21 protein-coding genes and 1 tRNA gene are annotated in these 22,768 nt (G+C 54.0%); all 22 read left to right on the top strand.

Annotation, left to right across the window (positions count from 1 at the left end; genetic code table 11):
* Window positions 1-3 precede the first annotated feature (3 nt).
* The 22 genes from tuf (AY555_RS01040) (at window position 4) to rpsC (ending at window position 22,737) form a co-directional block, all read left to right on the top strand.
* Window positions 4-1,194, top strand: a complete 1,191-nt coding sequence (tuf, locus tag AY555_RS01040) for an elongation factor Tu (protein ID WP_066132245.1) — start codon at window positions 4-6, stop codon at window positions 1,192-1,194.
* Window positions 1,195-1,369: 175 nt separating this feature from the next.
* A tRNA-Trp gene (locus tag AY555_RS01035) sits at window positions 1,370-1,445 on the top strand.
* Between the two features lie 157 nt (window positions 1,446-1,602).
* A complete protein-coding gene (gene secE / locus AY555_RS01030) occupies window positions 1,603-1,800 on the top strand; it encodes a preprotein translocase subunit SecE (RefSeq protein ID WP_066132271.1) in 198 nt (65 codons plus the stop codon).
* 3 nt (window positions 1,801-1,803) lie between these two features.
* Window positions 1,804-2,334: a transcription termination/antitermination protein NusG gene (gene nusG / locus AY555_RS01025; RefSeq protein ID WP_066132269.1), complete on the top strand. Its 531-nt coding sequence runs from the start codon at window positions 1,804-1,806 to the stop codon at window positions 2,332-2,334.
* Window positions 2,335-2,432: 98 nt separating this feature from the next.
* The gene (gene rplK / locus AY555_RS01020; protein ID WP_066132267.1) at window positions 2,433-2,864 is read left to right on the top strand and encodes a 50S ribosomal protein L11; all 432 of its coding nucleotides are present in this window, start codon (window positions 2,433-2,435) and stop codon (window positions 2,862-2,864) included.
* A gap of 6 nt (window positions 2,865-2,870) precedes the next feature.
* Window positions 2,871-3,566, top strand: coding sequence for a 50S ribosomal protein L1 (rplA, locus tag AY555_RS01015; protein WP_066132264.1), 696 nt, complete (start codon window positions 2,871-2,873; stop codon window positions 3,564-3,566).
* Between the two features lie 309 nt (window positions 3,567-3,875).
* Complete coding sequence (rplJ, locus tag AY555_RS01010; RefSeq protein ID WP_066136312.1) at window positions 3,876-4,394, top strand: 50S ribosomal protein L10; 519 nt, start codon at window positions 3,876-3,878, stop codon at window positions 4,392-4,394.
* A 90-nt stretch (window positions 4,395-4,484) separates the two neighbouring features.
* Window positions 4,485-4,862: a 50S ribosomal protein L7/L12 gene (gene rplL, locus AY555_RS01005; RefSeq protein WP_066132261.1), complete on the top strand. Its 378-nt coding sequence runs from the start codon at window positions 4,485-4,487 to the stop codon at window positions 4,860-4,862.
* Window positions 4,863-5,241: 379 nt separating this feature from the next.
* On the top strand, window positions 5,242-9,423 hold the full coding sequence (gene rpoB, locus AY555_RS01000) for a DNA-directed RNA polymerase subunit beta (RefSeq protein ID WP_066132259.1): 4,182 nt from the start codon (window positions 5,242-5,244) through the stop codon (window positions 9,421-9,423).
* Window positions 9,424-9,539: 116 nt separating this feature from the next.
* On the top strand, window positions 9,540-13,772 hold the full coding sequence (gene rpoC / locus AY555_RS00995) for a DNA-directed RNA polymerase subunit beta' (RefSeq protein ID WP_066132257.1): 4,233 nt from the start codon (window positions 9,540-9,542) through the stop codon (window positions 13,770-13,772).
* Between the two features lie 427 nt (window positions 13,773-14,199).
* On the top strand, window positions 14,200-14,571 hold the full coding sequence (rpsL, locus tag AY555_RS00990) for a 30S ribosomal protein S12 (RefSeq protein ID WP_066132254.1): 372 nt from the start codon (window positions 14,200-14,202) through the stop codon (window positions 14,569-14,571).
* A 28-nt stretch (window positions 14,572-14,599) separates the two neighbouring features.
* Window positions 14,600-15,070 (top strand): 30S ribosomal protein S7, encoded by a 471-nt coding sequence (rpsG, locus tag AY555_RS00985; RefSeq protein ID WP_066132251.1) that lies wholly within the window; start codon window positions 14,600-14,602, stop codon window positions 15,068-15,070.
* Window positions 15,071-15,097: 27 nt separating this feature from the next.
* A complete protein-coding gene (gene fusA / locus AY555_RS00980; RefSeq protein ID WP_066132248.1) occupies window positions 15,098-17,176 on the top strand; it encodes an elongation factor G in 2,079 nt (692 codons plus the stop codon).
* 35 nt (window positions 17,177-17,211) lie between these two features.
* On the top strand, window positions 17,212-18,402 hold the full coding sequence (gene tuf, locus AY555_RS00975) for an elongation factor Tu (protein ID WP_066132245.1): 1,191 nt from the start codon (window positions 17,212-17,214) through the stop codon (window positions 18,400-18,402).
* 141 nt (window positions 18,403-18,543) lie between these two features.
* Entirely contained in the window at window positions 18,544-18,852 is a 309-nt protein-coding gene (gene rpsJ / locus AY555_RS00970) for a 30S ribosomal protein S10 (protein ID WP_066132242.1), read from the top strand.
* A gap of 29 nt (window positions 18,853-18,881) precedes the next feature.
* Window positions 18,882-19,607, top strand: a complete 726-nt coding sequence (gene rplC, locus AY555_RS00965; protein ID WP_066132239.1) for a 50S ribosomal protein L3 — start codon at window positions 18,882-18,884, stop codon at window positions 19,605-19,607.
* A 6-nt stretch (window positions 19,608-19,613) separates the two neighbouring features.
* On the top strand, window positions 19,614-20,231 hold the full coding sequence (gene rplD, locus AY555_RS00960) for a 50S ribosomal protein L4 (RefSeq protein WP_066132236.1): 618 nt from the start codon (window positions 19,614-19,616) through the stop codon (window positions 20,229-20,231).
* The gene (locus tag AY555_RS00955) at window positions 20,228-20,542 is read left to right on the top strand and encodes a 50S ribosomal protein L23 (protein WP_066132233.1); all 315 of its coding nucleotides are present in this window, start codon (window positions 20,228-20,230) and stop codon (window positions 20,540-20,542) included. Before rplD ends, AY555_RS00955 begins: the two co-directional genes overlap by 4 nt.
* Before the next feature lie 5 nt (window positions 20,543-20,547).
* Window positions 20,548-21,387, top strand: a complete 840-nt coding sequence (gene rplB / locus AY555_RS00950) for a 50S ribosomal protein L2 (protein WP_066132230.1) — start codon at window positions 20,548-20,550, stop codon at window positions 21,385-21,387.
* Window positions 21,388-21,399: 12 nt separating this feature from the next.
* On the top strand, window positions 21,400-21,678 hold the full coding sequence (gene rpsS / locus AY555_RS00945; protein WP_066132228.1) for a 30S ribosomal protein S19: 279 nt from the start codon (window positions 21,400-21,402) through the stop codon (window positions 21,676-21,678).
* A 1-nt stretch (window position 21,679) separates the two neighbouring features.
* Window positions 21,680-22,060: a 50S ribosomal protein L22 gene (gene rplV / locus AY555_RS00940; protein WP_066132225.1), complete on the top strand. Its 381-nt coding sequence runs from the start codon at window positions 21,680-21,682 to the stop codon at window positions 22,058-22,060.
* The gene (gene rpsC / locus AY555_RS00935) at window positions 22,060-22,737 is read left to right on the top strand and encodes a 30S ribosomal protein S3 (protein WP_066132223.1); all 678 of its coding nucleotides are present in this window, start codon (window positions 22,060-22,062) and stop codon (window positions 22,735-22,737) included. Before rplV ends, rpsC begins: the two co-directional genes overlap by 1 nt.
* Window positions 22,738-22,768: the final 31 nt, after the last annotated feature.

Here is a 22,768-nt window from a genome sequence, read left to right as displayed (position 1 = left end):
GAAATGAGCAAGGCAAAATTTGAGCGGACGAAGCCGCACTGCAACGTTGGCACGATTGGCCACGTTGACCATGGTAAGACGTCATTGACGGCGGCGATCACGAAGGTATTGGCTGAGACGGGTGGCGCTACGTTTTCCGCGTACGACCAGATTGACAAGGCCCCCGAAGAACGCGCTCGCGGTATTACGATCTCGACGGCCCATGTTGAGTATGAGACGACAAACCGCCACTACGCGCACGTTGACTGCCCGGGTCACGCTGACTATGTGAAGAACATGATCACCGGTGCTGCACAGATGGATGGCGCTATTCTGGTTGTTTCGGCTGCAGATGGTCCGATGCCGCAGACCCGCGAACACATTCTTCTGGCTCGTCAGGTTGGTGTTCCGGCCTTGGTTGTGTTCCTGAACAAGGTTGATCAGGTTGACGATCCGGAGCTTCTGGAGCTGGTTGAGCTGGAAATCCGCGAGCTTCTGTCTTCGTATGACTTCCCCGGGGATGATATTCCCATCATCAAGGGCTCTGCGTTGGCCGTTCTGGAAGATAGCGACCCAAAGATCGGCAAGGAAGCGATTCTGGAGCTGATGCGCGCTGTTGATGAATACATTCCGCAGCCGGATCGTCCGAAAGACCTGCCGTTCCTGATGCCGATTGAAGATGTGTTCACGATCTCCGGTCGTGGTACCGTTGCGACCGGTCGTGTAGAGCGCGGTATCCTGAAGGTCAACGACGAAGTCGAGATCATTGGGCTGAAAGATACCACCAAGACCACCTGTACCGGCGTTGAAATGTTCCGCAAGCTTCTGGACCAGGGTGAGGCCGGTGACAATATCGGTGCGCTGCTGCGTGGCGTGAAGCGCGATGACGTGGTGCGTGGCCAAGTTCTGGCCAAGCCAGGTTCGATTACGCCGCATACCGAGTTTGAATCGGAATGCTATATTCTGTCGAAGGACGAAGGAGGCCGTCATACGCCGTTCTTCTCCAACTACCGCCCGCAGTTCTACTTCCGTACCACCGACGTGACCGGAACAATCGCACTGCCGGAAGGTACTGAGATGGTCATGCCTGGAGACAATATCCGTATCAGCGTTCGCCTGATTGCCCCTATCGCCATGGATGAAGGTCTCCGCTTCGCCATCCGCGAAGGCGGCAGAACCGTCGGTGCCGGCGTCGTCTCCAAAATTAACAAGTAACAATCCAAAATCGAAGTCGTTCCGGAAGGTTTGAATGAAATCTTCCGGAAAAGGCTTGATCTTTCCGGGGTGTCCGGTTATACCCTGCCGCTCCGGTCATTCCGGAAGAAGCCAAGGCAAAATTTGCACTGTTAATGTGCGTGTTATGCGTTTTGGTTCGGTCTAGGCGTCCTGAAGGGGTGTAGCTCAACTGGTAGAGCACCGGTCTCCAAAACCGGGGGTTGCGGGTTCGATCCCTGCCGCCCCTGCCAAGGATTGCTGAAAGACCGTGCCCGGCCAGTGCCGGGCGCTGTCGTATCGTGTTGGTGCTTGCGTGTGGCTCCTCCGCGAGTTGGTCTGGAGCCTCTTGTTCGTATCGTTTCCGGCGTTTGGTGTTGTGCAGTTTTCCGGTGGGTGTTGAGTAGAGCCATGGCAAAAACCAATCCTGGTCAGTTTGTGCGGCAGGTCCGCCAAGAGGTTGCGCGTGTTGTGTGGCCAACCCGCAAGGAGGCGGCGGTGTCTACCGTCATGGTCTTTGTGATGGTTGTTCTCGCGGCGCTTTTTTTCTTGATGGTAGACCAGGTTCTTGCTTGGGGCGTGAAGCTGATTTTTGGCCTGGGAGGCTGATCTATGGAAGCGCGTTGGTACGTTCTGCACGTTTATTCCGGGTTTGAGAACAAGGTTGCCCAGTCCATTCGCGAGCAGGCTGTTCGCAAGGGGCTGGATGCGCAGTTTGAGGAAATTATGGTGCCGACCGAGGAGGTGGTGGAGATCCGCCGCGGCTCCAAGGTCCATGCCGATCGCAAGTTTTTCCCCGGCTATGTCCTTCTCAAGATGCAGATGACAGATGAAAGCTGGCATTTGGTGAAGGATACGCCGAAAGTCACTGGATTCTTGGGTGGCCGCGGGCGCCCTGTTCCGATCACTCAGCAAGAGGCTGAGCGCATTATCAATCAAGTGCGTGAGGGTGTTGAGCATCCCAAGTCCTCTGTTACGTTCGAGGTGGGTGAGCAGATTCGTGTTGCGGATGGCCCATTTGCTTCCTTCAATGGAATGGTTGAAGAAGTCGATGAAGAGCGTGCCCGTTTGAAGGTTTCTGTGTCTATCTTCGGTCGTGCTACGCCCGTAGATCTTGAGTTCTCCCAGGTCGAAAAGGTCTAGGGGGCTCCTGCTGTATGCGGTTTGCGCTGCTCGGGAGTTTTTGTGTGGGAGGCCTGTGCCGGGCTGTACCACCGCCTTTCTTTGTGATGAGGTAAAAAATGGCAAAAAAAATAGTTGGTTATGTCAAGCTGCAGGTGCCGGCAGGCAAAGCTAATCCATCTCCGCCGATTGGTCCGGCGCTTGGTCAGCGTGGTCTGAATATCATGGAGTTCTGTAAGGGCTTCAATGCGGCAACCCAAGGGATTGAGCCGGGTACGCCAATTCCTGTTGTCATCACGGCCTATGGCGATCGTACGTTCTCTTTTGTTCTCAAGACGCCGCCTGTCAGCTACTTCTTGAAGAAAGAAGCCAGTGTTGCCAAAGGGTCTACAACGCCGGGTCGTGGTGCAAGCGTTGGCCGGATCACTATGGCGCAGATTCACAAGATTGCTCAGGTTAAGATGGTTGATCTTAACTGCGATACAATTGAATCGGCCGCTGAGATGATCAGGGGCTCTGCTCGTTCCATGGGTCTGGTGGTTGAGGAGTAAGGGACGATGGCAAAGCTTGGCAAGCGTCTGTCCGCAGCTTATGAAGGCGTTAATCGCGAGAAGCTGTATACATTAGTTGAAGCGGTTGGTCTTGTAAAAGGAGGCTCTCGGGCCAAATTTGACGAGACAATCGAGGTTGCCGTTAATCTGGGTGTTGATCCCCGGCACGCCGACCAGATGGTTCGCGGTGTTGTGGAGTTGCCGCACGGAACAGGAAAAGCTGTTCGGGTTGCTGTGTTTGCAAAGGCCGGCAAGGCTGATGAAGCGAAGGCTGCTGGAGCTGATATTGTCGGTGCCGAGGAGCTTCTGGAATCAATCCAGCAGGGCAAGATTGACTTTGATCGTTGCATTGCATCGCCCGATATGATGGGTCTGGTCGGACGTGTTGCAAAGATTCTTGGTCCTCGTGGTCTGATGCCTAATCCAAAGCTGGGTACAGTGACGGTGGATGTTGCCTCTGCTGTCAAGGCAGCCAAGGCAGGTCAGGTTCAGTTCCGTGTCGAAAAGGCCGGTATTGTTCATGCAGGTATCGGTAAGGCTTCCTTTGATGAGGGTAAGCTGGTAGAGAATGTTCGGGCTTTTGTTGATGCTCTTCAGAAGGCGAAGCCATCTGGGGCGAAAGGGTCCTATATGCAGAAAGTTTCGCTCAGCTCCACCATGGGGCCGGGCGTTAAAGTCAGTATTGCTTCCATTGCGGGGTAATGCTGCTATCTGTTAGGGCGGTTTTTATGCCGCCTTGGCAGAGGCTCCGGTTAAGCCGGGGTTTATAACCTGTCCAAGACTACGGGTGCCTTGCGTAGGTAAGGTCTAAGAGGGGAGCGCCCCACCTGTACAGACGGGAGTTGAAGAGTTTGTCAGTCGGTTTTCCTGATGCTTGTGTGTCAGAGTTCCGTTGTCGAGTTTCAGCTTCCGGGGCAGATGATACCCTCCGTACTTCTTGTATTGGAGGACGTCGCAACCAATCCTGTCCGGTATGTTTGCCGGATCAGGGTGAAGAAGCGGAGACGCACCGTGAACCGTGAACAGAAACAGGAGTTGGTGTCCGAACTCCACGGTCTGTTCGGAGAAGTATCCACCGTCGTGGTTGCCCATTATTCTGGGCTGACCGTGGCGGATCTGGAAGCTCTTCGTAAGCAGATGCGCGCAGTAGGCGCCAGTTTCCGTGTAACCAAGAATCGGCTCACGCGTATTGCTCTTGAGGGTACGAAGTTTGATGGCCTTTCCAGCCTTCTTACCGGACCGACCGGCATGGCCGTGTCGGCTGATCCGGTAGCTGCTGCGAAGGCTATGGTCGAGTTTGCCAAGACGAATCCAAAGTTGATTATTCTTGGCGGTGTCATGGATGGAAATGCCCTGAACGTCGATGGCGTCAAGGCCTTGGCATCCTTGCCCAGTCTCGATGAACTTCGTGCCAAGCTGGTTGGCATGCTGCAAACTCCGGCCACACGTGTGGCGACCGTGCTGTCTCAGCCCGGCGCCGGCGTGGCCCGTGTTCTCAGTGCCTATGCAACCAAGGGCGAGGCCGCCTGAGTCGCTGTTTTCCCGCAGTAGGCGGGGAAGAAAAACATTTGCCGGATTGCTTGATGTGTATTGGGCCCGGCTGACATACGGAGTAAAAAAATGGCTGATCTTGCCAAGCTTGTTGATGAACTGTCCTCCTTGACTGTTCTTGAAGCCGCTGAACTGTCCAAGCTGCTGGAAGAGAAGTGGGGCGTTTCCGCTGCCGCTCCGGTGGCTGTCGCTGCTGCTGCCCCGGGCGCTGCTGCCCCGGCTGCTGAAGAAAAGACAGAGTTTGATGTTGTTCTCGCTTCTGTCGATGCGAAAGACAAGATCAACGTGATCAAGGAAGTTCGTGCGATCACCGGTCTGGGTCTGAAGGAAGCCAAGGATCTGGTTGAAGGTGCGCCGAAGACCGTGAAGGAAGCTGCTTCCAAGGAAGATGCCCAGAAGATCAAGGACCAGCTTGAAAAGGCTGGTGCCAAGGTTGAGCTGAAGTAATTTCCGTTCTGCTATTCCAGTTTTGCCGGGGGTTGCATTCGTGATCCCCGGCACGCTGGCGTTCTTAATCCTGAATTGCAGGATGAGGCGTGGGGTGTTAGAAAAGCGGGGATCGCTGCGTAGCAGTGAATTTTGATGTTTCAGGGTTCCTCCCCAGAATCTGGTCGTTCCAGGTTTTGCGGAGGTCAGTCCGGACGCCGTATGACAGGGCACATACGGGCAGTGGGACTGAGCCACCTTGTATTTCGGGAATGGCGGTTTGGTGCATGCTCTGGCGCCTTCTGCCACGGCCTTACTTCTGGATATTTCAGGGGTGGGCCGCGTTCAGTCTGCAAGATCGTTGGATTCATGCAGACATGTCACAGACTAAGGAGCGACAATGGCCAGGTCCTTTACAGGTCGGAAACGGGTACGTAAGAATTTTGGGCGCATCCGCACGGTGGCCCCCATGCCGAACCTGATCGAGGTTCAGAAAAACTCCTACGATCAGTTCCTACAGACAGGAATCCCTGCGGATAAAAGAGCCCCTTCGGGTTTGCAGGAAGTGTTCAAGTCAGTTTTTCCGATCAAGGACTTTGCCGGAAAGGGCGAGCTTGAGTTTGTCCGCTATGAGCTGGAAGAGCCCAAGTATGATGTTGACGAGTGTCAGCAACGAGGGATGACCTTTGCGGCTCCGCTGAAGGTGACTCTTCGTTTGGTCGTCTGGGATATTGATGAAGATACGGGTGCCCGTTCTGTTCGCGATATCAAGGAACAGGATGTCTACATGGGGGATATGCCCATGATGACCCGTAACGGTACCTTTATTGTGAATGGTACCGAGCGTGTCATTGTTTCCCAGATGCACCGTTCTCCTGGTGTGTTTTTTGATCATGACAAGGGCAAGACCCATTCGTCAGGCAAATACCTCTTTGCCGCACGCGTGATTCCCTACCGTGGCTCGTGGCTGGATTTTGAGTTTGATGCAAAGGACATGGTCTATGTCCGTATTGACCGTCGCCGCAAGCTGCCGGTCAGCACCTTGTTGTATGCGCTTGATTCCAAGGCTGCAGAGGCTTTGCGCGCGGAGCGTGCCCGTGCCCGCCAGCCGCTGGATCCGGCTGAGCTGACTGGGCTGTGTGCTGAAGATATCCTGAACTATTTCTACGACCGTATTGTCTATACGGCTGATACTCGTGGGTGGAAGACGGCTTTCGTTCCCGAACGTCTGAAGGGCGTAAAGCTTCCCTATGATCTGATCAATGCTGCTACGGGTGAGCTGAAAGCAGAAGCCGGTACCAAAGTTAGCCCACGTCTTGGCAAGAAGCTGATCGATGACGGGCTTTCGGAGATGCGTGTGCCGGTTGAGGATCTCGTCGGGCGCTATGTTGCCGAAGACATCATCAATCCTGCGACAGGGGAGGTATTCCTTGAAGCGGGTCAGGAAATCACCGAAGCAACCTTGGCAGAGCTTGACAGGAATGGCATTGACGAGCTGCCAACTCTGCATATCGATCATGTTCAGGTTGGGCCGTATATCCGTAATACGTTGTTTGCGGACAAGAATACCTGCCGTGAAGAAGCGCTGATTGACATTTATCGCGTTATGCGCCCGGGTGAGCCGCCGACACTTGAAGCGGCTGAGCTGCTGTTCCGTGGTTTGTTCTTTGATCCGGAGCGTTATGATCTTTCGGCCGTTGGTCGCGTGAAGATGAACTCCCGCTTGAGTCTGTCGATGGATGAGGCTCCGGACACGGTTCGTGTTCTACGTCGTGATGATATACTGCGTATTATTAAGGTATTGGTAGAGCTGAAAGATGGCCGTGGGGAGATCGATGATATCGATCACCTTGGTAACCGCCGTGTTCGCTCTGTCGGCGAATTGATGGAAAACCAGTACCGTGTTGGCCTGCTTCGTATGGAGCGCGCAATCCGCGAGCGTATGTCCAGCGTGGATATTGATACGGTCATGCCTCATGATCTTGTCAATGCCAAGCCTGCTGCTGCTGCTGTGCGTGAGTTTTTTGGGTCTTCGCAGCTCTCACAGTTTATGGACCAGACCAACCCGCTGTCAGAAGTGACGCACAAGCGGCGTTTGTCGGCCTTGGGCCCAGGTGGTCTGACACGTGAGCGTGCCGGGTTCGAGGTTCGCGACGTTCACCCGACTCACTACGGTCGTATCTGCCCGATTGAAACGCCGGAAGGGCCGAATATTGGTCTGATCAACAGCTTGGCAACGTATGCCCGTGTCAATCAGTACGGGTTTATCGAGGCTCCTTATCGCAAGGTTGTCGACGGGCGTGTGACTGATGAAGTCATTTACATGTCCGCAATGGAAGAAGGTCGCTACACAGTAGCTCAGGCCAATGCCGAGCTGGATGCAGAAGGTCGTTTTGTTGGCGATCTGGTGTCCTGTCGGGCAGCCAGTGATTACGTTATGGTTCCGCCTTCGGACATTGACTATGCTGACGTGTCGCCCAAGCAGCTGGTCTCTGTGGCTGCAGCCCTGATTCCGTTCTTGGAAAATGATGACGCCAACCGCGCCCTCATGGGCTCGAACATGCAGCGCCAGGCTGTGCCTCTGATCCGTGCCGAAGCACCTTTTGTCGGTACCGGTATGGAAGGTGTTGTAGCCCGTGATTCCGGGGCAGCCATTTCGGCTGGTCGGACCGGTATTGTCCAGCAGGTTGACGCAACGCGTATCGTGATTCGGGCAACCGAAGATGTGGATGCGGCACGTTCCGGTGTGGATATCTACCGTCTGGCCAAGTTCCAGCGTTCAAACCAGAGCACCTGTATTACCCAGCGTCCTTTGGTCAAGGTGGGTGATATTGTCCGCAAAGGCGATATTATTGCCGATGGCCCATCGACTGACTTGGGTGAATTGGCTCTTGGACGTAACGTGCTGGTCGCCTTCATGCCATGGAATGGCTTCAACTACGAAGATTCGATCCTGATTTCCGAGCGGATCGTGCGCGATGACGTGTTTACCTCGATTCATATCGAAGAATTCGAAGTCATGGCACGTGATACCAAGTTGGGTCAGGAAGAAATCAGCCGTGACATTCCCAACGTCGGTGAAGATGCCCTGCGCAATCTTGATGAAGCCGGCATTGTTTACATCGGTGCTGAAGTCAAAGCCGGGGATATTCTGGTCGGCAAGGTAACGCCAAAGGGCGAAAGCCCTGTGACACCAGAAGAAAAGCTTCTGCGTGCCATTTTCGGTGAGAAAGCTTCTGATGTCCGTGATACATCGCTGCGTTTGCCGCCGGGTGTACAGGGCACAATAGTCGAGGTGCGTGTCTTCAACCGCCGTGGAGTGGAAAAAGACGAGCGTACCTTGGCGATTGAGCGTGCCGAGATCGAGGCGCTGGCCAAGGACCGTGATGACGAACGGGCTATCTTGGATGGTTCTTTCAGCAATCGCCTGAAGGAGAAGCTGCTGGGGCAGAAGGCTGTGGCCGGCCCACGTGGTTTCCGTGCCGGTGTTATGCTGTCGGATGAAGTCCTGAAGGAGTATACCCCAGGGCAGTGGCGTCAGTTTGCTGTTGAAGCGGATGATGTTATGGCCGAGATCGAGGGGATGAAGAAGACCCACGAGGAGGCTATCGCCCAGCTTCAGGCCCGCTTTGAAAGCAAGGTGGAGAAGCTGCAGCGTGGTGATGAGCTGCCCCCGGGCGTTCTGAAGATGGTCAAGGTTTTCGTGGCTGTGAAGCGCAAGTTGCAGCCCGGAGACAAGATGGCCGGACGCCATGGGAACAAGGGTGTTATCTCCCGCATTGTTCCAATTGAGGACATGCCCTACCTTGCTGATGGAACGCAGGTGGATATTGTACTCAATCCGTTGGGCGTGCCTTCCCGTATGAACGTCGGGCAGATTCTAGAGACCCATCTGGGCTGGGCCTGCCGTGGTCTTGGCAAGCAGGTTGGTGAGTATCTGGATGCTGTGCGGTATAACAACCGGACCATGGATGACCTGCGTGACAAGCTGAAAGCTGTCTATGGGCCAGAAGCTTACAAAGCCGAGGTTGCCGATCTGGGTGACGAGGAAGTGCGTGAGCTGGCCTCAAACCTGAGAAATGGTATCCCCATTGCTACGCCTGTGTTCGATGGTGCGCGTGAAAGCGACATTGCCGAGCACTTGGCCATGGCCGGCCTGCAGACATCTGGTCAGGTGATGCTGTATGACGGTCGGACGGGTGAACCATTCGACCGGGAAGTTACTGTGGGCTATATCTACATGCTCAAGCTTCACCACTTGGTCGATGACAAGATACACGCCCGTTCCATAGGCCCGTATTCGCTGGTAACCCAGCAGCCTCTGGGTGGTAAGGCCCAGTTTGGTGGACAGCGCTTCGGGGAAATGGAAGTGTGGGCCTTGGAGGCGTATGGGGCAGCCTATACCCTGCAGGAAATGTTGACGGTCAAGTCGGACGATGTGTCCGGGCGTACGAAGGTCTATGAGGCGATCGTGCGTGGTGACGATACGTTCGAGGCAGGTATCCCTGAATCGTTTAACGTTCTGGTGAAAGAAATGCGGTCGTTGGGTCTGGATGTGGAGCTTTTGCAGAGCGACAGCTAAGCAATCCCTGTCCATATCGAACAGCCCCCGACGTAACCATTTTTAGAGGAAGAGCGCGGACAGAGGGATGAAAACCAAAGAGCGGTTTCATCCCTTCCCGCGACAGGAGAGCAGGCATGAATGACCTCATGAAGATCTTCGGTCAGGCCAGCGGCAGCCAGTCGTTTGACCAGATCAAGATTTCCATCGCCAGCCCTGAGAAGATCCGTTCTTGGTCTTTTGGCGAGATCAAAAAGCCGGAAACGATCAACTATCGTACCTTCAAGCCAGAGCGTGACGGGCTTTTCTGCGCTCGTACCTTTGGGCCAGTGAAGGACTATGAGTGCTTGTGCGGCAAGTACAAGCGCATGAAGTTCCGCGGCATTATTTGCGAAAAGTGCGGTGTTGAAGTCACCCTTTCCAAAGTTCGCCGCGAGCGTATGGGGCATATCGAGCTTGCTGCTCCGGTGGCTCATATCTGGTTCCTGAAGTCGTTGCCCAGCCGTATCGGTTTGTTGCTGGATATGACGCTGAAGGATCTGGAACGCCTTCTGTATTTTGAAAACTACTTGGTTATCGAACCAGGTCTGACGCCTCTGAAGCAGTATGAACTGCTGACAGAAGAGCAGTACCAGCGTGCCCAAGAAGAATACGGCGAGGACAGCTTCACGGCCGGAATTGGTGCCGAAGCGATTCGCGATATGCTGATGGCCTTGGATCTTGAAGAGCTCAAGGTTCAGATCCGGACTGAAATGCGCGAGACGTCTTCGGAAGCCAAGCGCAAGAAGTTGGTCAAGCGTCTGAAGCTTGTTGAGGCTTTCCTGGAATCCAGCTGTCGTCCGGAGTGGATGATTCTGGAAGTTATTCCGGTTATTCCGCCCGAATTGCGCCCGCTGGTGCCTCTTGACGGTGGTCGTTTTGCTACGTCAGACCTCAATGATCTGTACCGGCGTGTGATCAACCGTAACAACCGCCTCAAGCGTTTGATCGAATTGCGTTGTCCGGAAATCATTATCCGCAACGAAAAGCGTATGTTGCAGGAGTCTGTGGATGCCTTGTTTGACAACGGTCGTCGCGGTCGTGCGATTACCGGTGCCAACAAGCGCCCGCTTAAATCCTTGGCTGATATGCTCAAGGGCAAGCAGGGCCGTTTCCGTCAGAACCTGCTTGGCAAGCGCGTCGATTATTCCGGCCGTTCGGTCATCGTGGTTGGTCCGGAGTTGAAGCTGCACCAGTGCGGTTTGCCGAAGAAGATGGCTCTGGAGCTCTTCAAGCCCTTTATCTACTCCAAGCTTGAACTGTACGGTCTGGCCACGACCATCAAGGCAGCCAAGCGTATGGTCGAGAAGGAGCGTCCCGAGGTTTGGGATATTCTGGAAGAGGTCATCCGCGAGCATCCCGTGATGCTCAACCGTGCTCCAACACTGCACCGCCTCGGGATCCAGGCATTTGAGCCGGTTCTGGTCGAAGGTAAGGCGATTAACCTGCATCCGTTGGTGTGTACGGCATTTAACGCCGACTTTGACGGTGACCAGATGGCCGTGCACGTTCCGCTGTCCCTTGAGGCGCAGCTGGAAGCCCGTGTGTTGATGATGTCGACCAACAACATTCTTAGCCCGGCGAACGGAAAGCCTATTATTGTGCCAACCCAGGACATGGTTCTGGGGCTGTACTACATGAGCTTGGAACGCGAAGGCGAGAAGGGCGGTGTTGCCAAGGTCATGGTTGATGGCGTTGAGCACGAGCGTTGGACCACGTTCGGCGATCTGGCTGAAATTGAGCATGCCCTGAATGCCGGCACAGTTTCTTTGCATGCCCGCGTGAAGGCCCGGTTGAAAACTGTGGATGCAGAAGGCCAGCCTGTTGTGCGTACGGTGGTTACAACCCCTGGCCGGATGATCTTGGCCAGTGTGTTGCCGCACCACGCCAAGGTGCCCTTCGAGCTAATCAACCGCCTGCTGCGCAAGAAAGATATCCAGGACGTTATTGATACGGTTTACCGTCACTGCGGTCAGAAAGAGACCGTGATTTTCTGTGATCGCATCATGGCTCTGGGCTTCCGTCAGGCTGCAAAAGCCGGTATTTCCTTCGGCAAGGACGACATGGTCATCCCAGCCACCAAGGAAAAGCTGGTGATGGAGACCGAGACCCAGGTTAAGGAGTTCGAGCAGCAGTACCAAGAGGGCCTGATTACCCAAGGCGAAAAGTACAACAAGGTTGTTGATGCTTGGTCGCAGTGCACGGATCGTGTTGCCGACGAGATGATGAAGGAAATATCGCGCGTCGAGCCGGGCAAGCCTATCAACTCGGTTTACATGATGGCGCACTCCGGTGCGCGTGGATCAGCAGCCCAGATGAAGCAGCTGGCCGGGATGCGTGGTCTTATGGCCAAGCCTGACGGCTCAATCATCGAGACGCCTATCCTGTCGAACTTCAAGGAAGGCTTGACGGTTCTTGAGTACTTCAACTCTACCCACGGTGCTCGTAAGGGGCTGGCGGATACAGCCCTGAAAACAGCAAACTCCGGATATCTGACCCGCCGTCTGGTCGATGTGGCCCAAGATGCCATTATCACCGAAGAAGACTGCGGAACAGAGCGTGGCTTGACCGCTGTTCCGGTGATGGACGGTGGTGAACTGGTTGTTTCCCTTGCTGAACGTATTCTGGGTCGGACGGCTGCGGAAGATGCGCTGAACCCCTCAACGGGTGAAGTTGTATTCCCCAAAGGTGAAATTATTACCGAAGCCGATGTAGAGCGGATTGAGGCAGCCGGGGTTGAGTCTCTGCTTATTCGCTCGGTTCTGACATGCGAAACACAGACAGGAACCTGTGCGAAGTGCTATGGTCGTGACTTGGCGCGTGGTACGCCGGTGAATATTGGTGAGGCTGTTGGTGTGATTGCGGCGCAGTCCATTGGTGAGCCGGGTACGCAGTTGACCATGCGTACGTTCCACATTGGTGGTGCGGCTCAGCGTGGTGCGGAGCAGTCCAGCATCGAGGCCTCGTTCGACTCCCGCGTGAAGCTGGAAAATCTTGGTATTGTCCGCAATTCCGAAGGCATCAATATCGTCTTGTCGCGCAACTGCGAAGTTGTCCTGCTGGATGCCTCGAGTCGTGAGCGCGCCCGTCATCGTGTTCCCTATGGTGCAAAGCTGTATGTGACAGATGGGCAGAATGTGACGCGTGCGACCAAGATGGCCGAGTGGGATCCGTATACGCTGCCTATTATTACAGAGAAGGAAGGTACGGTTCACTTTATGGATCTCGTCGAAGGCGTGTCCATGCGTGAACAGATGGATGAAGCGACCGGTATTTCCTCGCGCGTGGTCGTAGACTGGAAATCGCAGCCCCGTGGTGCGGATCTGCGTCCCAGAATTACTCTGCGCGATGAGGCCGGCGAGCTGATCATGCTGCCGAGCGGGGTTGAAGCACGTTATTACATGTCTGTCGACTCGATCCTTTCTGTCGAGCCGGGACAGCGTGTCAGTGCAGGCGACGTTTTGGCGCGTATTCCGCGCGAAAGCTCCAAAACACGCGACATCACCGGTGGTCTGCCCCGGGTTGCCGAGTTGTTTGAAGCGCGCAAGCCAAAAGATCACGCAATTATCGCCGAGATCGATGGTCGGGTTGAGTTCGGTAAGGACTACAAAAACAAGCGCCGTGTTCTGGTCGTTCCCATCACGGAAGATGGTCCGGGCGAGCCGATGGAATACTTGGTTCCCAAGGGCAAGCACTTGGCTGTCCAAGAGGGCGATTATGTCAAGAGGGGCGATCCGTTGATGGATGGAAACCCCGTTCCGCACGATATCCTGCGGGTCATGGGTGTCGAGGCTCTGGCTGACTACCTGATCAAGGAGATTCAGGACGTTTATCGTCTTCAGGGCGTCAAGATTAATGACAAACACATTGAGGTCATTGTTCGTCAGATGCTTCAGAAGGTTGAAATCTCTGAGGCTGGGGATACCACCTTCTTGGTTGGTGAGCAGGTTGATCGTATCGACTTCCAGAACGAAAACGAGAAGACCATTCGTGAGGGGGGCCGTGAGGCTGCTGGTGTTCCTGTTCTTCAGGGTATTACCAAGGCTTCCTTGCAGACCCACTCTTTCGTTTCTGCAGCTTCGTTCCAGGAGACGACCCGTGTTCTGACCGAAGCATCTACCTCTGGCAAGGTGGATGCTCTGGTGGGTCTGAAGGAAAATGTGATCGTTGGTCGCCTGATTCCAGCCGGAACGGGTGCTGCGATGAACAAGTACCGTCAGGTTGCGGCACGTCGTGATCGGGAACTTGCGGCTGTCCAAGAAGCAGCAGCGGAGTCGGTACCTGTTATCTCGTCATTATCAGCGGCTGGAGTCGTTCCTCCTGCTGAGTGATTTCATGCAGGATTTGGCATCTTGCCGTTGATTTAACATGTTTTGCCAAGATGGCCCGGGTCATGATTGTTTTTATGACCTGGGCCTTTTCTATATCAGTGCCTGTCAGAAATCCTGTCCAAAAGCTTTTTCTTGACGCTGGCAGGGGCTGATCATAGTATGCGCGCCTCGATTGCCCGGTTTTATCGTGTGCCACGATTGTGTGGCGGTTTTTCTGAAGCCAGCCTCTTTCGTGCATAAGAGCCGAATCGCCTTTGAGTTTCTCTGGGGTGTTGCGTGCTTGTCTGTTCTATGGAATTGCTTGTGGAACAGCTTTGGGTCGGGGATGTGTGAGCGGGCGTCTTTTGGCGTCGGCCGTGCGAAATAGTGGCGCCATTAAAGGTGTCGAAAAAGGCAACGCGCAAGCGTAAGTAAAGAAGGAACGGCAATGCCGACAATCAATCAGCTGGTCCGTCAAGGCCGCCAGCCGGCTGTAAAACGGAACAAGGCCCCGGCTATGCAGGGTTGTCCACAGAAACGTGGCGTTTGTACCCGTGTTTATACGACGACCCCGAAAAAGCCGAACTCGGCGCTTCGTAAAGTGGCGCGTCTTCGTCTGACCAATGGCTTTGAAGTGACGGCCTATATTCCTGGTGAGGGTCATAACCTTCAGGAGCACTCTGTCGTTCTGGCGCGCGGCGGGCGCGTGCCTGACTTGCCGGGTGTTCGTTACCATATCATCCGCGGTACCCTGGATACCCAGGGCGTGAAGGATCGCAAGCAGCGTCGCTCGAAGTATGGCGCGAAGCGTCCGAAGTAAGTCCTCAGGTTCCAGGGAAATATAACCCATGTCTCGTCGTCATAGAGCTGAAAAGCGCGAAATTCTGCCCGATGCGAAATTTGGTGATCTTGTAATCGCCAAGTTCATCAATTCCATCATGCTGGATGGCAAGAAGGCTGTTGCTGAAAAGATTGTCTACGGTGCTTTGGACAAGATCGGTGCCAAGTCAGGCTCTGATCCTGTGCAGCTGTTCCATGGTGCGGTTGATAATATAAAGCCCTCTGTTGAGGTGCGTTCCCGCCGCGTTGGCGGTGCGACCTACCAGGTTCCCGTTGAGGTGCGGCCCGAACGTCGCCAAGCACTGGCCTTCCGTTGGTTGGCGGACTTTGCGCGCAAGCGTTCTGAATCCACGATGATTGATCGTCTTTCCGGTGAGCTTCTGGATGCTGCCAACAATCGTGGCGGTGCTGTCAAGAAGCGTGAAGATACCCATCGTATGGCAGAGGCCAATAAGGCCTTCTCTCATTACCGCTGGTAACGTGAATAGAAGGTACAGGGTCTCATTATGAAGCGTGAAACTCCGCTTGAGAGATATCGTAACATTGGTATCATGGCGCACATTGATGCCGGTAAAACGACAACAACTGAACGCATCCTGTATTACACGGGAAAGTCGCACAAGATTGGCGAAGTCCATGAAGGTGCTGCGACCATGGACTGGATGGAACAGGAGCAGGAGCGTGGTATTACCATTACTTCTGCTGCTACCACGTGCTTCTGGAAAGATCATCGTATTAACATTATTGATACGCCAGGCCACGTTGATTTCACGATTGAAGTTGAGCGCTCCCTGCGCGTTCTGGATGGCGCAGTAACCGTTTTTGACTCTGTGGCCGGTGTCGAGCCGCAGTCAGAAACCGTCTGGCGTCAGGCTGACAAATACGGCGTTCCACGTATGTGTTTTGTCAATAAAATGGACCGCATGGGTGCGAACTTCTATCGCTGCGTTGACATGATTGTTGATCGGCTGGGAGCAGTGCCTTTAGTTGTTAATCTTCCGATCGGTGTGGAATCGGATTTTGCTGGCATTGTTGATCTCGTCAAGATGCAGGCTGTTGTCTGGAAGGGTGACGATCTTGGTGCGGCGTATGAATACGTCGATATCCCTGATGACCTGAAGGGCAAGGCTGCAGAATACCGTGAAAAGCTGCTGGAGACAGCGGTTGAGGTTGATGATGCTGTGATGGAAGCGTATCTGGAGGGCGATGAGCCTGATGAGGATACGCTGAAAGCCTGTATTCGCAAAGGAACGATCGAGCGTCGTTTTGTCCCTGTTCTGTGTGGTTCGGCCTTCAAGAACAAGGGTGTCCAGACTATGCTGGATGCTGTCATTGACTTCCTTCCTGCTCCGGTTGATGTGCCGGCTATTAAGGGGGTTCTGGTTGATGGCGAAACTGAAGTTACGCGTCAGTCGTCTGATGCAGAGCCTTTCTCGGCACTTGCATTCAAGATCATGAATGATCCATTCGTTGGCTCTCTGACGTTTGTTCGCATTTACTCCGGTATCCTTGAGTCTGGATCGTATGTTATGAATACGGTCAAGGAAAAGCGTGAGCGTATTGGTCGCATGCTTTTGATGCATGCAAACAATCGTGAAGAAATAAAAGTCGCCTCTGCAGGAGATATCGTAGCTGTTGTTGGATTGAAGGATACAACGACCGGGGATACGCTTTGCGATCCCGTTAAGCCAGTGATTCTGGAGCGTATGGAGTTCCCCGAACCCGTTATCGAGGTTGCTGTTGAGCCCAAGACCAAGGCGGATATGGAGAAAATGGGAATGGCTTTGGCGCGCTTGGCTGCCGAAGACCCCTCTTTCCGTGTATCCAGTGATCAAGAATCGGGTCAGACCGTGATCAAGGGAATGGGCGAGCTGCACCTTGAGATTATTGTTGATCGTATGCGTCGCGAGTTCAAGGTCGATGCAAATGTGGGTGCGCCGCAGGTTGCATACCGCGAAACGATCTCAAAGACGTACATTTGTGATTATACGCACAAAAAACAATCTGGTGGGACGGGGCAATTTGCCAAGATCCAATTGAGGTTTGAGCCGTTGGAGCCTGGTTCAGGGTTTGTTTTTGAAAGCGCCATTGTTGGTGGTGCAGTTCCAAAAGAATATATCCCGGGTGTCGAGAAAGGCCTGCGTTCCGCTATGGATACCGGCACGATTGTTGGTTTTCCTGTTACGGATTTCAAGGTTACGTTGACTGATGGTGGATACCACGACGTTGACTCCAGTGTGCTTGCTTTCGAGATTGCGGCACGTGCTGCTTTCCGTGAGGCTATGCCAAATGCGGGGCCTCGCTTGCTTGAGCCCGTAATGAAGGTTGAGGTCGTCACTCCTGATGAGTATCTTGGTGATATCATTGGGGATCTTAACTCTCGTCGTGGCCAAGTTAGTGGTATGGATCAACGTGGCAATGCCCGTGTTGTTGATGCATCTGTTCCCTTGGCGAATATGTTTGGCTATGTGAATACCCTGCGCGGGATGTCCCAAGGACGTGCCCAGTACAGCATGGTGTTTGATAAATACGCTGAAGTACCGAATAACGTTTCCGAAGAAATCAAGGCCAAGTTGGCTGGTTGATGAAAGCGTGGCCTTACGGCCTGATGGAGTAGACAATGAGCAAGGCAAAATTTGAGCGGACGAAGCCGCACTGCAACGTTGGCACGATTGGCCACGTTGACCATGGTAAGACGTCATTGACGGCGGCGATCACGAAGGTATTGGCTGAGACGGGTGGCGCTACGTTTTCCGCGTACGACCAGATTGACAAGGCCCCCGAAGAACGCGCTCGCGGTATTACGATCTCGACGGCCCATGTTGAGTATGAGACGACAAACCGCCACTACGCGCACGTTGACTGCCCGGGTCACGCTGACTATGTGAAGAACATGATCACCGGTGCTGCACAGATGGATGGCGCTATTCTGGTTGTTTCGGCTGCAGATGGTCCGATGCCGCAGACCCGCGAACACATTCTTCTGGCTCGTCAGGTTGGTGTTCCGGCCTTGGTTGTGTTCCTGAACAAGGTTGATCAGGTTGACGATCCGGAGCTTCTGGAGCTGGTTGAGCTGGAAATCCGCGAGCTTCTGTCTTCGTATGACTTCCCCGGGGATGATATTCCCATCATCAAGGGCTCTGCGTTGGCCGTTCTGGAAGATAGCGACCCAAAGATCGGCAAGGAAGCGATTCTGGAGCTGATGCGCGCTGTTGATGAATACATTCCGCAGCCGGATCGTCCGAAAGACCTGCCGTTCCTGATGCCGATTGAAGATGTGTTCACGATCTCCGGTCGTGGTACCGTTGCGACCGGTCGTGTAGAGCGCGGTATCCTGAAGGTCAACGACGAAGTCGAGATCATTGGGCTGAAAGATACCACCAAGACCACCTGTACCGGCGTTGAAATGTTCCGCAAGCTTCTGGACCAGGGTGAGGCCGGTGACAATATCGGTGCGCTGCTGCGTGGCGTGAAGCGCGATGACGTGGTGCGTGGCCAAGTTCTGGCCAAGCCAGGTTCGATTACGCCGCATACCGAGTTTGAATCGGAATGCTATATTCTGTCGAAGGACGAAGGAGGCCGTCATACGCCGTTCTTCTCCAACTACCGCCCGCAGTTCTACTTCCGTACCACCGACGTGACCGGAACAATCGCACTGCCGGAAGGTACTGAGATGGTCATGCCTGGAGACAATATCCGTATCAGCGTTCGCCTGATTGCCCCTATCGCCATGGATGAAGGTCTCCGCTTCGCCATCCGCGAAGGCGGCAGAACCGTCGGTGCCGGCGTCGTCTCCAAAATTAACAAGTAACAATCCAAAATCGAAGTCGTTCCACAACTTCGCTGTTTGACAAAAAAAAGGTGGGCGCCCGGGAAAAGATGCGGTATAAGCCGTTCTTCCCCGGGCGCCGGGTTATCACACCACTGAAGAAAGAGTTCGGGTCAGGCCACTATGGAAAGCCAGAATATCCGTATCCGCCTCAAGGCGTTTGATCACCGTGTGCTTGATCAAAGTGCTTATGAGATTGTTAATACCGCCAAGCGTACTGGCGCCCAGGTGCGGGGGCCTATCCCCCTGCCGACCCGGATTGAAAAGTTCACCGTGAACCGCTCTCCGCATATTGATAAAAAGTCGAGAGAGCAGTTCGAGATCCGTACCTATAAGCGTGTGTTGGATATTCTCAATCCAACCCCGCAGACCGTCGACGCGCTCATGAAGCTTGATTTGGCCGCCGGTGTGGATGTTCAAATTAAGTTGTGAGCGTGATAAACAATGCAAGGAACGAAATAATGCGCTCCGGTCTTATCGCCCAGAAAGTCGGTATGACCCGGCTGTTTACCGCAGAAGGTGAGCATGTTCCGGTTACCGTGCTGAAGGTTGATGGCTGTCATGTCATCGCTGTTCGCACGCAGGATCGGGATGGTTACACAGCGGTCCAGCTTGGTGTTGGTACTGCCAAGGTTAAGAATGTGTCCAAAGCTATGCGTGGTCACTTTGCTGCTGCAAAAGTGGAGCCGCGCAAGAAAGTTGCTGAGTTTCGAGTTAGTCCCGAGTGTCTTCTTGATTCAGGGGTTGAGTTGTCTGTTGATCACTTCGTTGTTGGTCAGTTGGTTGATGTTGTTGGCACCTCTATCGGTAAGGGCTTTGCTGGTGGAATGAAGCGCCACAATTTCCGTGGCCTTGAAGCGACGCATGGCGTCTCTGTATCCCATAGATCTCACGGATCAACCGGTAACCGTCAAGATCCCGGTCGTGTGTTCAAGGGCAAAAAGATGGCAGGCCATCTGGGTGCTGAGCGCGTGACTTTGCAGAATTTGAAGATTGTCTCTACGGATTCCGAGCGGGGCCTGCTTCTGGTGAGGGGCGCCGTCCCTGGTTCCGAGGGGGGTTGGGTCTTGGTTCGTGATGCGGTCAAGAAAGGAATACCTGAAGGGGCTCCCTTGCCGGCCGGTGTCAAGGTTTCTTCTGGAGTCTCTTCTTCTGAGGATTCTGCCGGAAGTGAGAGCAAGGAATAGGCTGTCATGAAGCTGGACGTTATTAGCCTTGAAAATAAGGCAGTAGGAACTATCGAGTTGCCCGATGATATTTTCGGCCTTGATGTTCGTTCCGATATTTTACAGCGCGTTGTGCGTTGGCAGCTTGCGCGGCGTCAGTCTGGTACGCATCAAACGAAGACCATTTCCATGGTCTCTGGGACAACCCGCAAGCCTTTCAAGCAGAAAGGGACCGGGCGTGCTCGTCAGGGGTCAATGCGTGCTACCCAGTTTAGGGGTGGCGGTGTTGCCTTCGGTCCTGTTGTGCGATCTCATGCGCATGACCTGAACAAAAAGTTCAGGAAGCTTGGTTTGAAGACTGCTTTGTCCGCAAAGGCGCGTGAGGGTAAACTGGTTGTTGCCGACTTTGCGGGTGTGACTGGGAAGACTAAGGACTTGGCTCTTCAGGTTAAGGCATTGGGCTGGTCGTCTGTACTGGTTGTTGATGGTGCTGAGGTCGATGCTCTGTTTGCTCGCGCAGCCTCAAATATTCCAGGGCTGTCGTTTTTGCCAACTCAGGGTGCCAATGTTTACGACATCTTGCGTCGGGATACGCTTGTTCTGACTCGTGCGGCTGTTGAAAAGCTGGAGGAGCGCCTGAAATGAAGTGCCGTGCAGTCAAAGTCTCGAAAGAGCGCATGTACGACATCATAAAAAGCCCGGTTATTACCGAGAAGGCTACTATGGCGTCTGAATACGGTCAGGTTACCTTCCGTGTGCCCTTGGATGCTTCGAAGCCTGAGATTAAGGCTTCTGTTGAGGGTGTTTTTGGTGTGAAGGTTCGGGCGGTTAATGTCTCGATCACGAAGGGCAAGCTCAAGCGTTTCCGTGGTACCGTCGGGCGGCGTTCCGATGTAAAGAAAGCCATGGTCAGGCTTGTTGAAGGTCAGTCTATCGATGTGATGACGGGAGTCTGAGGTCTATGGCACTGAAAACATTCAACCCTGTTACGCCGAGTACGCGCCAGCTCGTTCTGGTGGATCGTTCCGGATTGTGGAAGGGGAAGCCTGTCAAGTCCCTGACGGAGGGGCTGACAAAGTCTGGCGGTCGTAACAATACGGGGCGTATTACCTCGTGGCAGCGCGGTGGCGGTCATAAGCGTCGTTACCGGATTGTCGATTTCAAGCGTAATGAAAAACTCGGTATGAGTGCCACTGTCGAGCGCTTGGAATACGATCCAAATCGGACTGCTTTTATTGCTCTTATCACGTATGAAGACGGAAAGCAGGCGTATATCCTTGCTCCTCAGCGTTTGAAGGCAGGCGATGTCGTTGTTTCTGCTGAGAAGGCAGACATTAAGCCCGGTAATTCTATGCCTCTGAAGAACATGCCCGTTGGCACGATTGTGCATAACGTGGAGATGAAGCAAGGCAAGGGAGGGCAGATAGCACGCTCAGCTGGATCCTATGTCCAGTTGGTTGGTAAAGATGCTGGTTATGCCCAGTTGCGCCTATCCTCTGGTGAAGTGCGCTTGGTGCGCGGCGAGTGTATGGCGACTGTTGGCGCCGTCTCCAACCCTGACCATCAGAACATAAATTTGGGGAAGGCTGGCAGAAGCCGCTGGCTTGGTCGGCGTCCACATGTGCGTGGCGTTGCAATGAACCCCGTTGATCACCCGCATGGTGGTGGTGAAGGCCGTACTTCCGGTGGTCGCCATCCAGTTACCCCGTGGGGCAAGCCTACGAAGGGTAAGAAAACCCGCAGCAACAAGGCTACTGACAGACTGATCATGCGGTCACGTCATCAGGCCAAGAAGAAGTAACGGAGAACGGACGTGGCTCGCTCTGTTTTGAAGGGACCGTTCGTCGACGGTTATATGCTGAAGAAAGCCGATGCTGTGCGCAGCTCCGGCAGGAATGAGGTGGTGAAGACTTGGTCTCGGCGCTCGACCATTCTGCCGCAGTTTGTCGGTATTACGTTTGGTGTCCACAATGGGCACAAGTTCGTCCCCGTTCTGGTGACCGAAAATATGGTTGGTCACAAGTTTGGTGAATTTGCGCCAACCCGTACTTATTACGGGCATGCTGCGGACAAGAAGGCGAAGAGGAAATAACATGGGTAAGCCTAATGCCCCGCGTGCGTTGGCAGATAATGAGGCCCGTGCCTTTGCTGCCACTATACGGACCAGTCCGCAAAAGCTGAACGTTGTTGCGTCGTCCATTCGTGGGTTGAGTGCCGAGAAAGCCTTGACTTCCTTGATGTTCAATGCACGCCGTGTTTCTGGCGAGGTCCGTAAGGTTTTGCAGTCTGCAATTGCCAATGCGGAGAACAACCACCAACTTGATGTTGATCGTCTGGTTGTGGCTGAAGCCTTTGTTGGTAAGGCGATGGTTATGAAGCGCTGGCGTGCCCGTGCTCGTGGACGTACTGGAAAGATCCTGAAGCCATTCTCGAACCTTACAATCGTGGTGCGTGAGCGCGAGGAGTCTGAATAATGGGTCAGAAAGTAAATCCGATCGGCTTGCGTCTTGGTATTAACAGGACTTGGGATAGCCGCTGGTTTGCGGAAGGCGACTACGCGGATCTTTTGCATGCTGATTTGCGCATTCGCAAGTACCTGAAGAAGCGTCTGCATCAAGCAGGTATCTCCCGTATTATTATTGAGCGTCCTGCCAAGAAGGCGCGTATTACAATACATACGGCTCGTCCGGGTGTTGTTATCGGGAAGAAAGGATCTGATATTGAGGTGCTTCGTAGCGATCTGTCGAAGATGACAGGAAGCGAAGTGCACCTCAATATCGTCGAGATTCGCAAGCCGGAGACAGATGCTCAGTTGATTGCGGAAAGCATTACCAGTCAGCTGGAGCGGCGGGTGGCGTTTCGCCGTGCGATGAAGCGTGCGATCCAGTCTGCAATGCGTCTTGGTGTTGAAGGGATTCGTATAAATAGCTCGGGACGTTTGGGTGGGGCTGAAATTGCTCGTACCGAATGGTATCGGGAAGGGCGGGTTCCTCTTCATACCTTGAGAGCGGATTTAGACTACGGCCAAGCTACAGCATTCACCACCTACGGGGCTTGTGGTGTGAAGGTTTGGGTCTATAAGGGTGAGATTCTTGAGCACGATCCTATGGCTCAAGAGCGGCGTGCCCAGGAGCAGGCGGCAGCTCGTTGAGCTGTCGCACCTGCTGTGAACTAAAGGACGA

The organism is Haematospirillum jordaniae (assembly GCF_001611975.1).
GTDB lineage: Bacteria > Pseudomonadota > Alphaproteobacteria > Rhodospirillales > Rhodospirillaceae > Haematospirillum > Haematospirillum jordaniae.
The sequence above is the reverse complement of the archived record's forward strand: the minus strand, read 5'-3'. Positions and strand labels throughout refer to the sequence as shown.

Excerpts from the sequence above, each read along its gene's own strand:
- nusG (WP_066132269.1), top strand. The coding sequence starts at position 1,804 with ATGGAAGCGCGTTGGTACGTTCTGCACGTTTATTCCGGGTTTGAGAAC.
- fusA (WP_066132248.1), top strand. The coding sequence starts at position 15,098 with ATGAAGCGTGAAACTCCGCTTGAGAGATATCGTAACATTGGTATCATG.
- secE (WP_066132271.1), top strand. The coding sequence starts at position 1,603 with ATGGCAAAAACCAATCCTGGTCAGTTTGTGCGGCAGGTCCGCCAAGAG.
- rplK (WP_066132267.1), top strand. The coding sequence starts at position 2,433 with ATGGCAAAAAAAATAGTTGGTTATGTCAAGCTGCAGGTGCCGGCAGGC.
- rplV (WP_066132225.1), top strand. The coding sequence starts at position 21,680 with ATGGGTAAGCCTAATGCCCCGCGTGCGTTGGCAGATAATGAGGCCCGT.
- rpsG (WP_066132251.1), top strand. The coding sequence starts at position 14,600 with ATGTCTCGTCGTCATAGAGCTGAAAAGCGCGAAATTCTGCCCGATGCG.
- rpoB (WP_066132259.1), top strand. The coding sequence starts at position 5,242 with ATGGCCAGGTCCTTTACAGGTCGGAAACGGGTACGTAAGAATTTTGGG.
- tuf (WP_066132245.1), top strand. The coding sequence starts at position 17,212 with ATGAGCAAGGCAAAATTTGAGCGGACGAAGCCGCACTGCAACGTTGGC.
- rpsL (WP_066132254.1), top strand. The coding sequence starts at position 14,200 with ATGCCGACAATCAATCAGCTGGTCCGTCAAGGCCGCCAGCCGGCTGTA.
- AY555_RS00955 (WP_066132233.1), top strand. The coding sequence starts at position 20,228 with ATGAAGTGCCGTGCAGTCAAAGTCTCGAAAGAGCGCATGTACGACATC.
- rpsC (WP_066132223.1), top strand. The coding sequence starts at position 22,060 with ATGGGTCAGAAAGTAAATCCGATCGGCTTGCGTCTTGGTATTAACAGG.
- rplL (WP_066132261.1), top strand. The coding sequence starts at position 4,485 with ATGGCTGATCTTGCCAAGCTTGTTGATGAACTGTCCTCCTTGACTGTT.
- rplA (WP_066132264.1), top strand. The coding sequence starts at position 2,871 with ATGGCAAAGCTTGGCAAGCGTCTGTCCGCAGCTTATGAAGGCGTTAAT.
- rpoC (WP_066132257.1), top strand. The coding sequence starts at position 9,540 with ATGAATGACCTCATGAAGATCTTCGGTCAGGCCAGCGGCAGCCAGTCG.
- rplB (WP_066132230.1), top strand. The coding sequence starts at position 20,548 with ATGGCACTGAAAACATTCAACCCTGTTACGCCGAGTACGCGCCAGCTC.
- tuf (WP_066132245.1), top strand. The coding sequence starts at position 4 with ATGAGCAAGGCAAAATTTGAGCGGACGAAGCCGCACTGCAACGTTGGC.
- rpsJ (WP_066132242.1), top strand. The coding sequence starts at position 18,544 with ATGGAAAGCCAGAATATCCGTATCCGCCTCAAGGCGTTTGATCACCGT.
- rplD (WP_066132236.1), top strand. The coding sequence starts at position 19,614 with ATGAAGCTGGACGTTATTAGCCTTGAAAATAAGGCAGTAGGAACTATC.
- rplC (WP_066132239.1), top strand. The coding sequence starts at position 18,882 with ATGCGCTCCGGTCTTATCGCCCAGAAAGTCGGTATGACCCGGCTGTTT.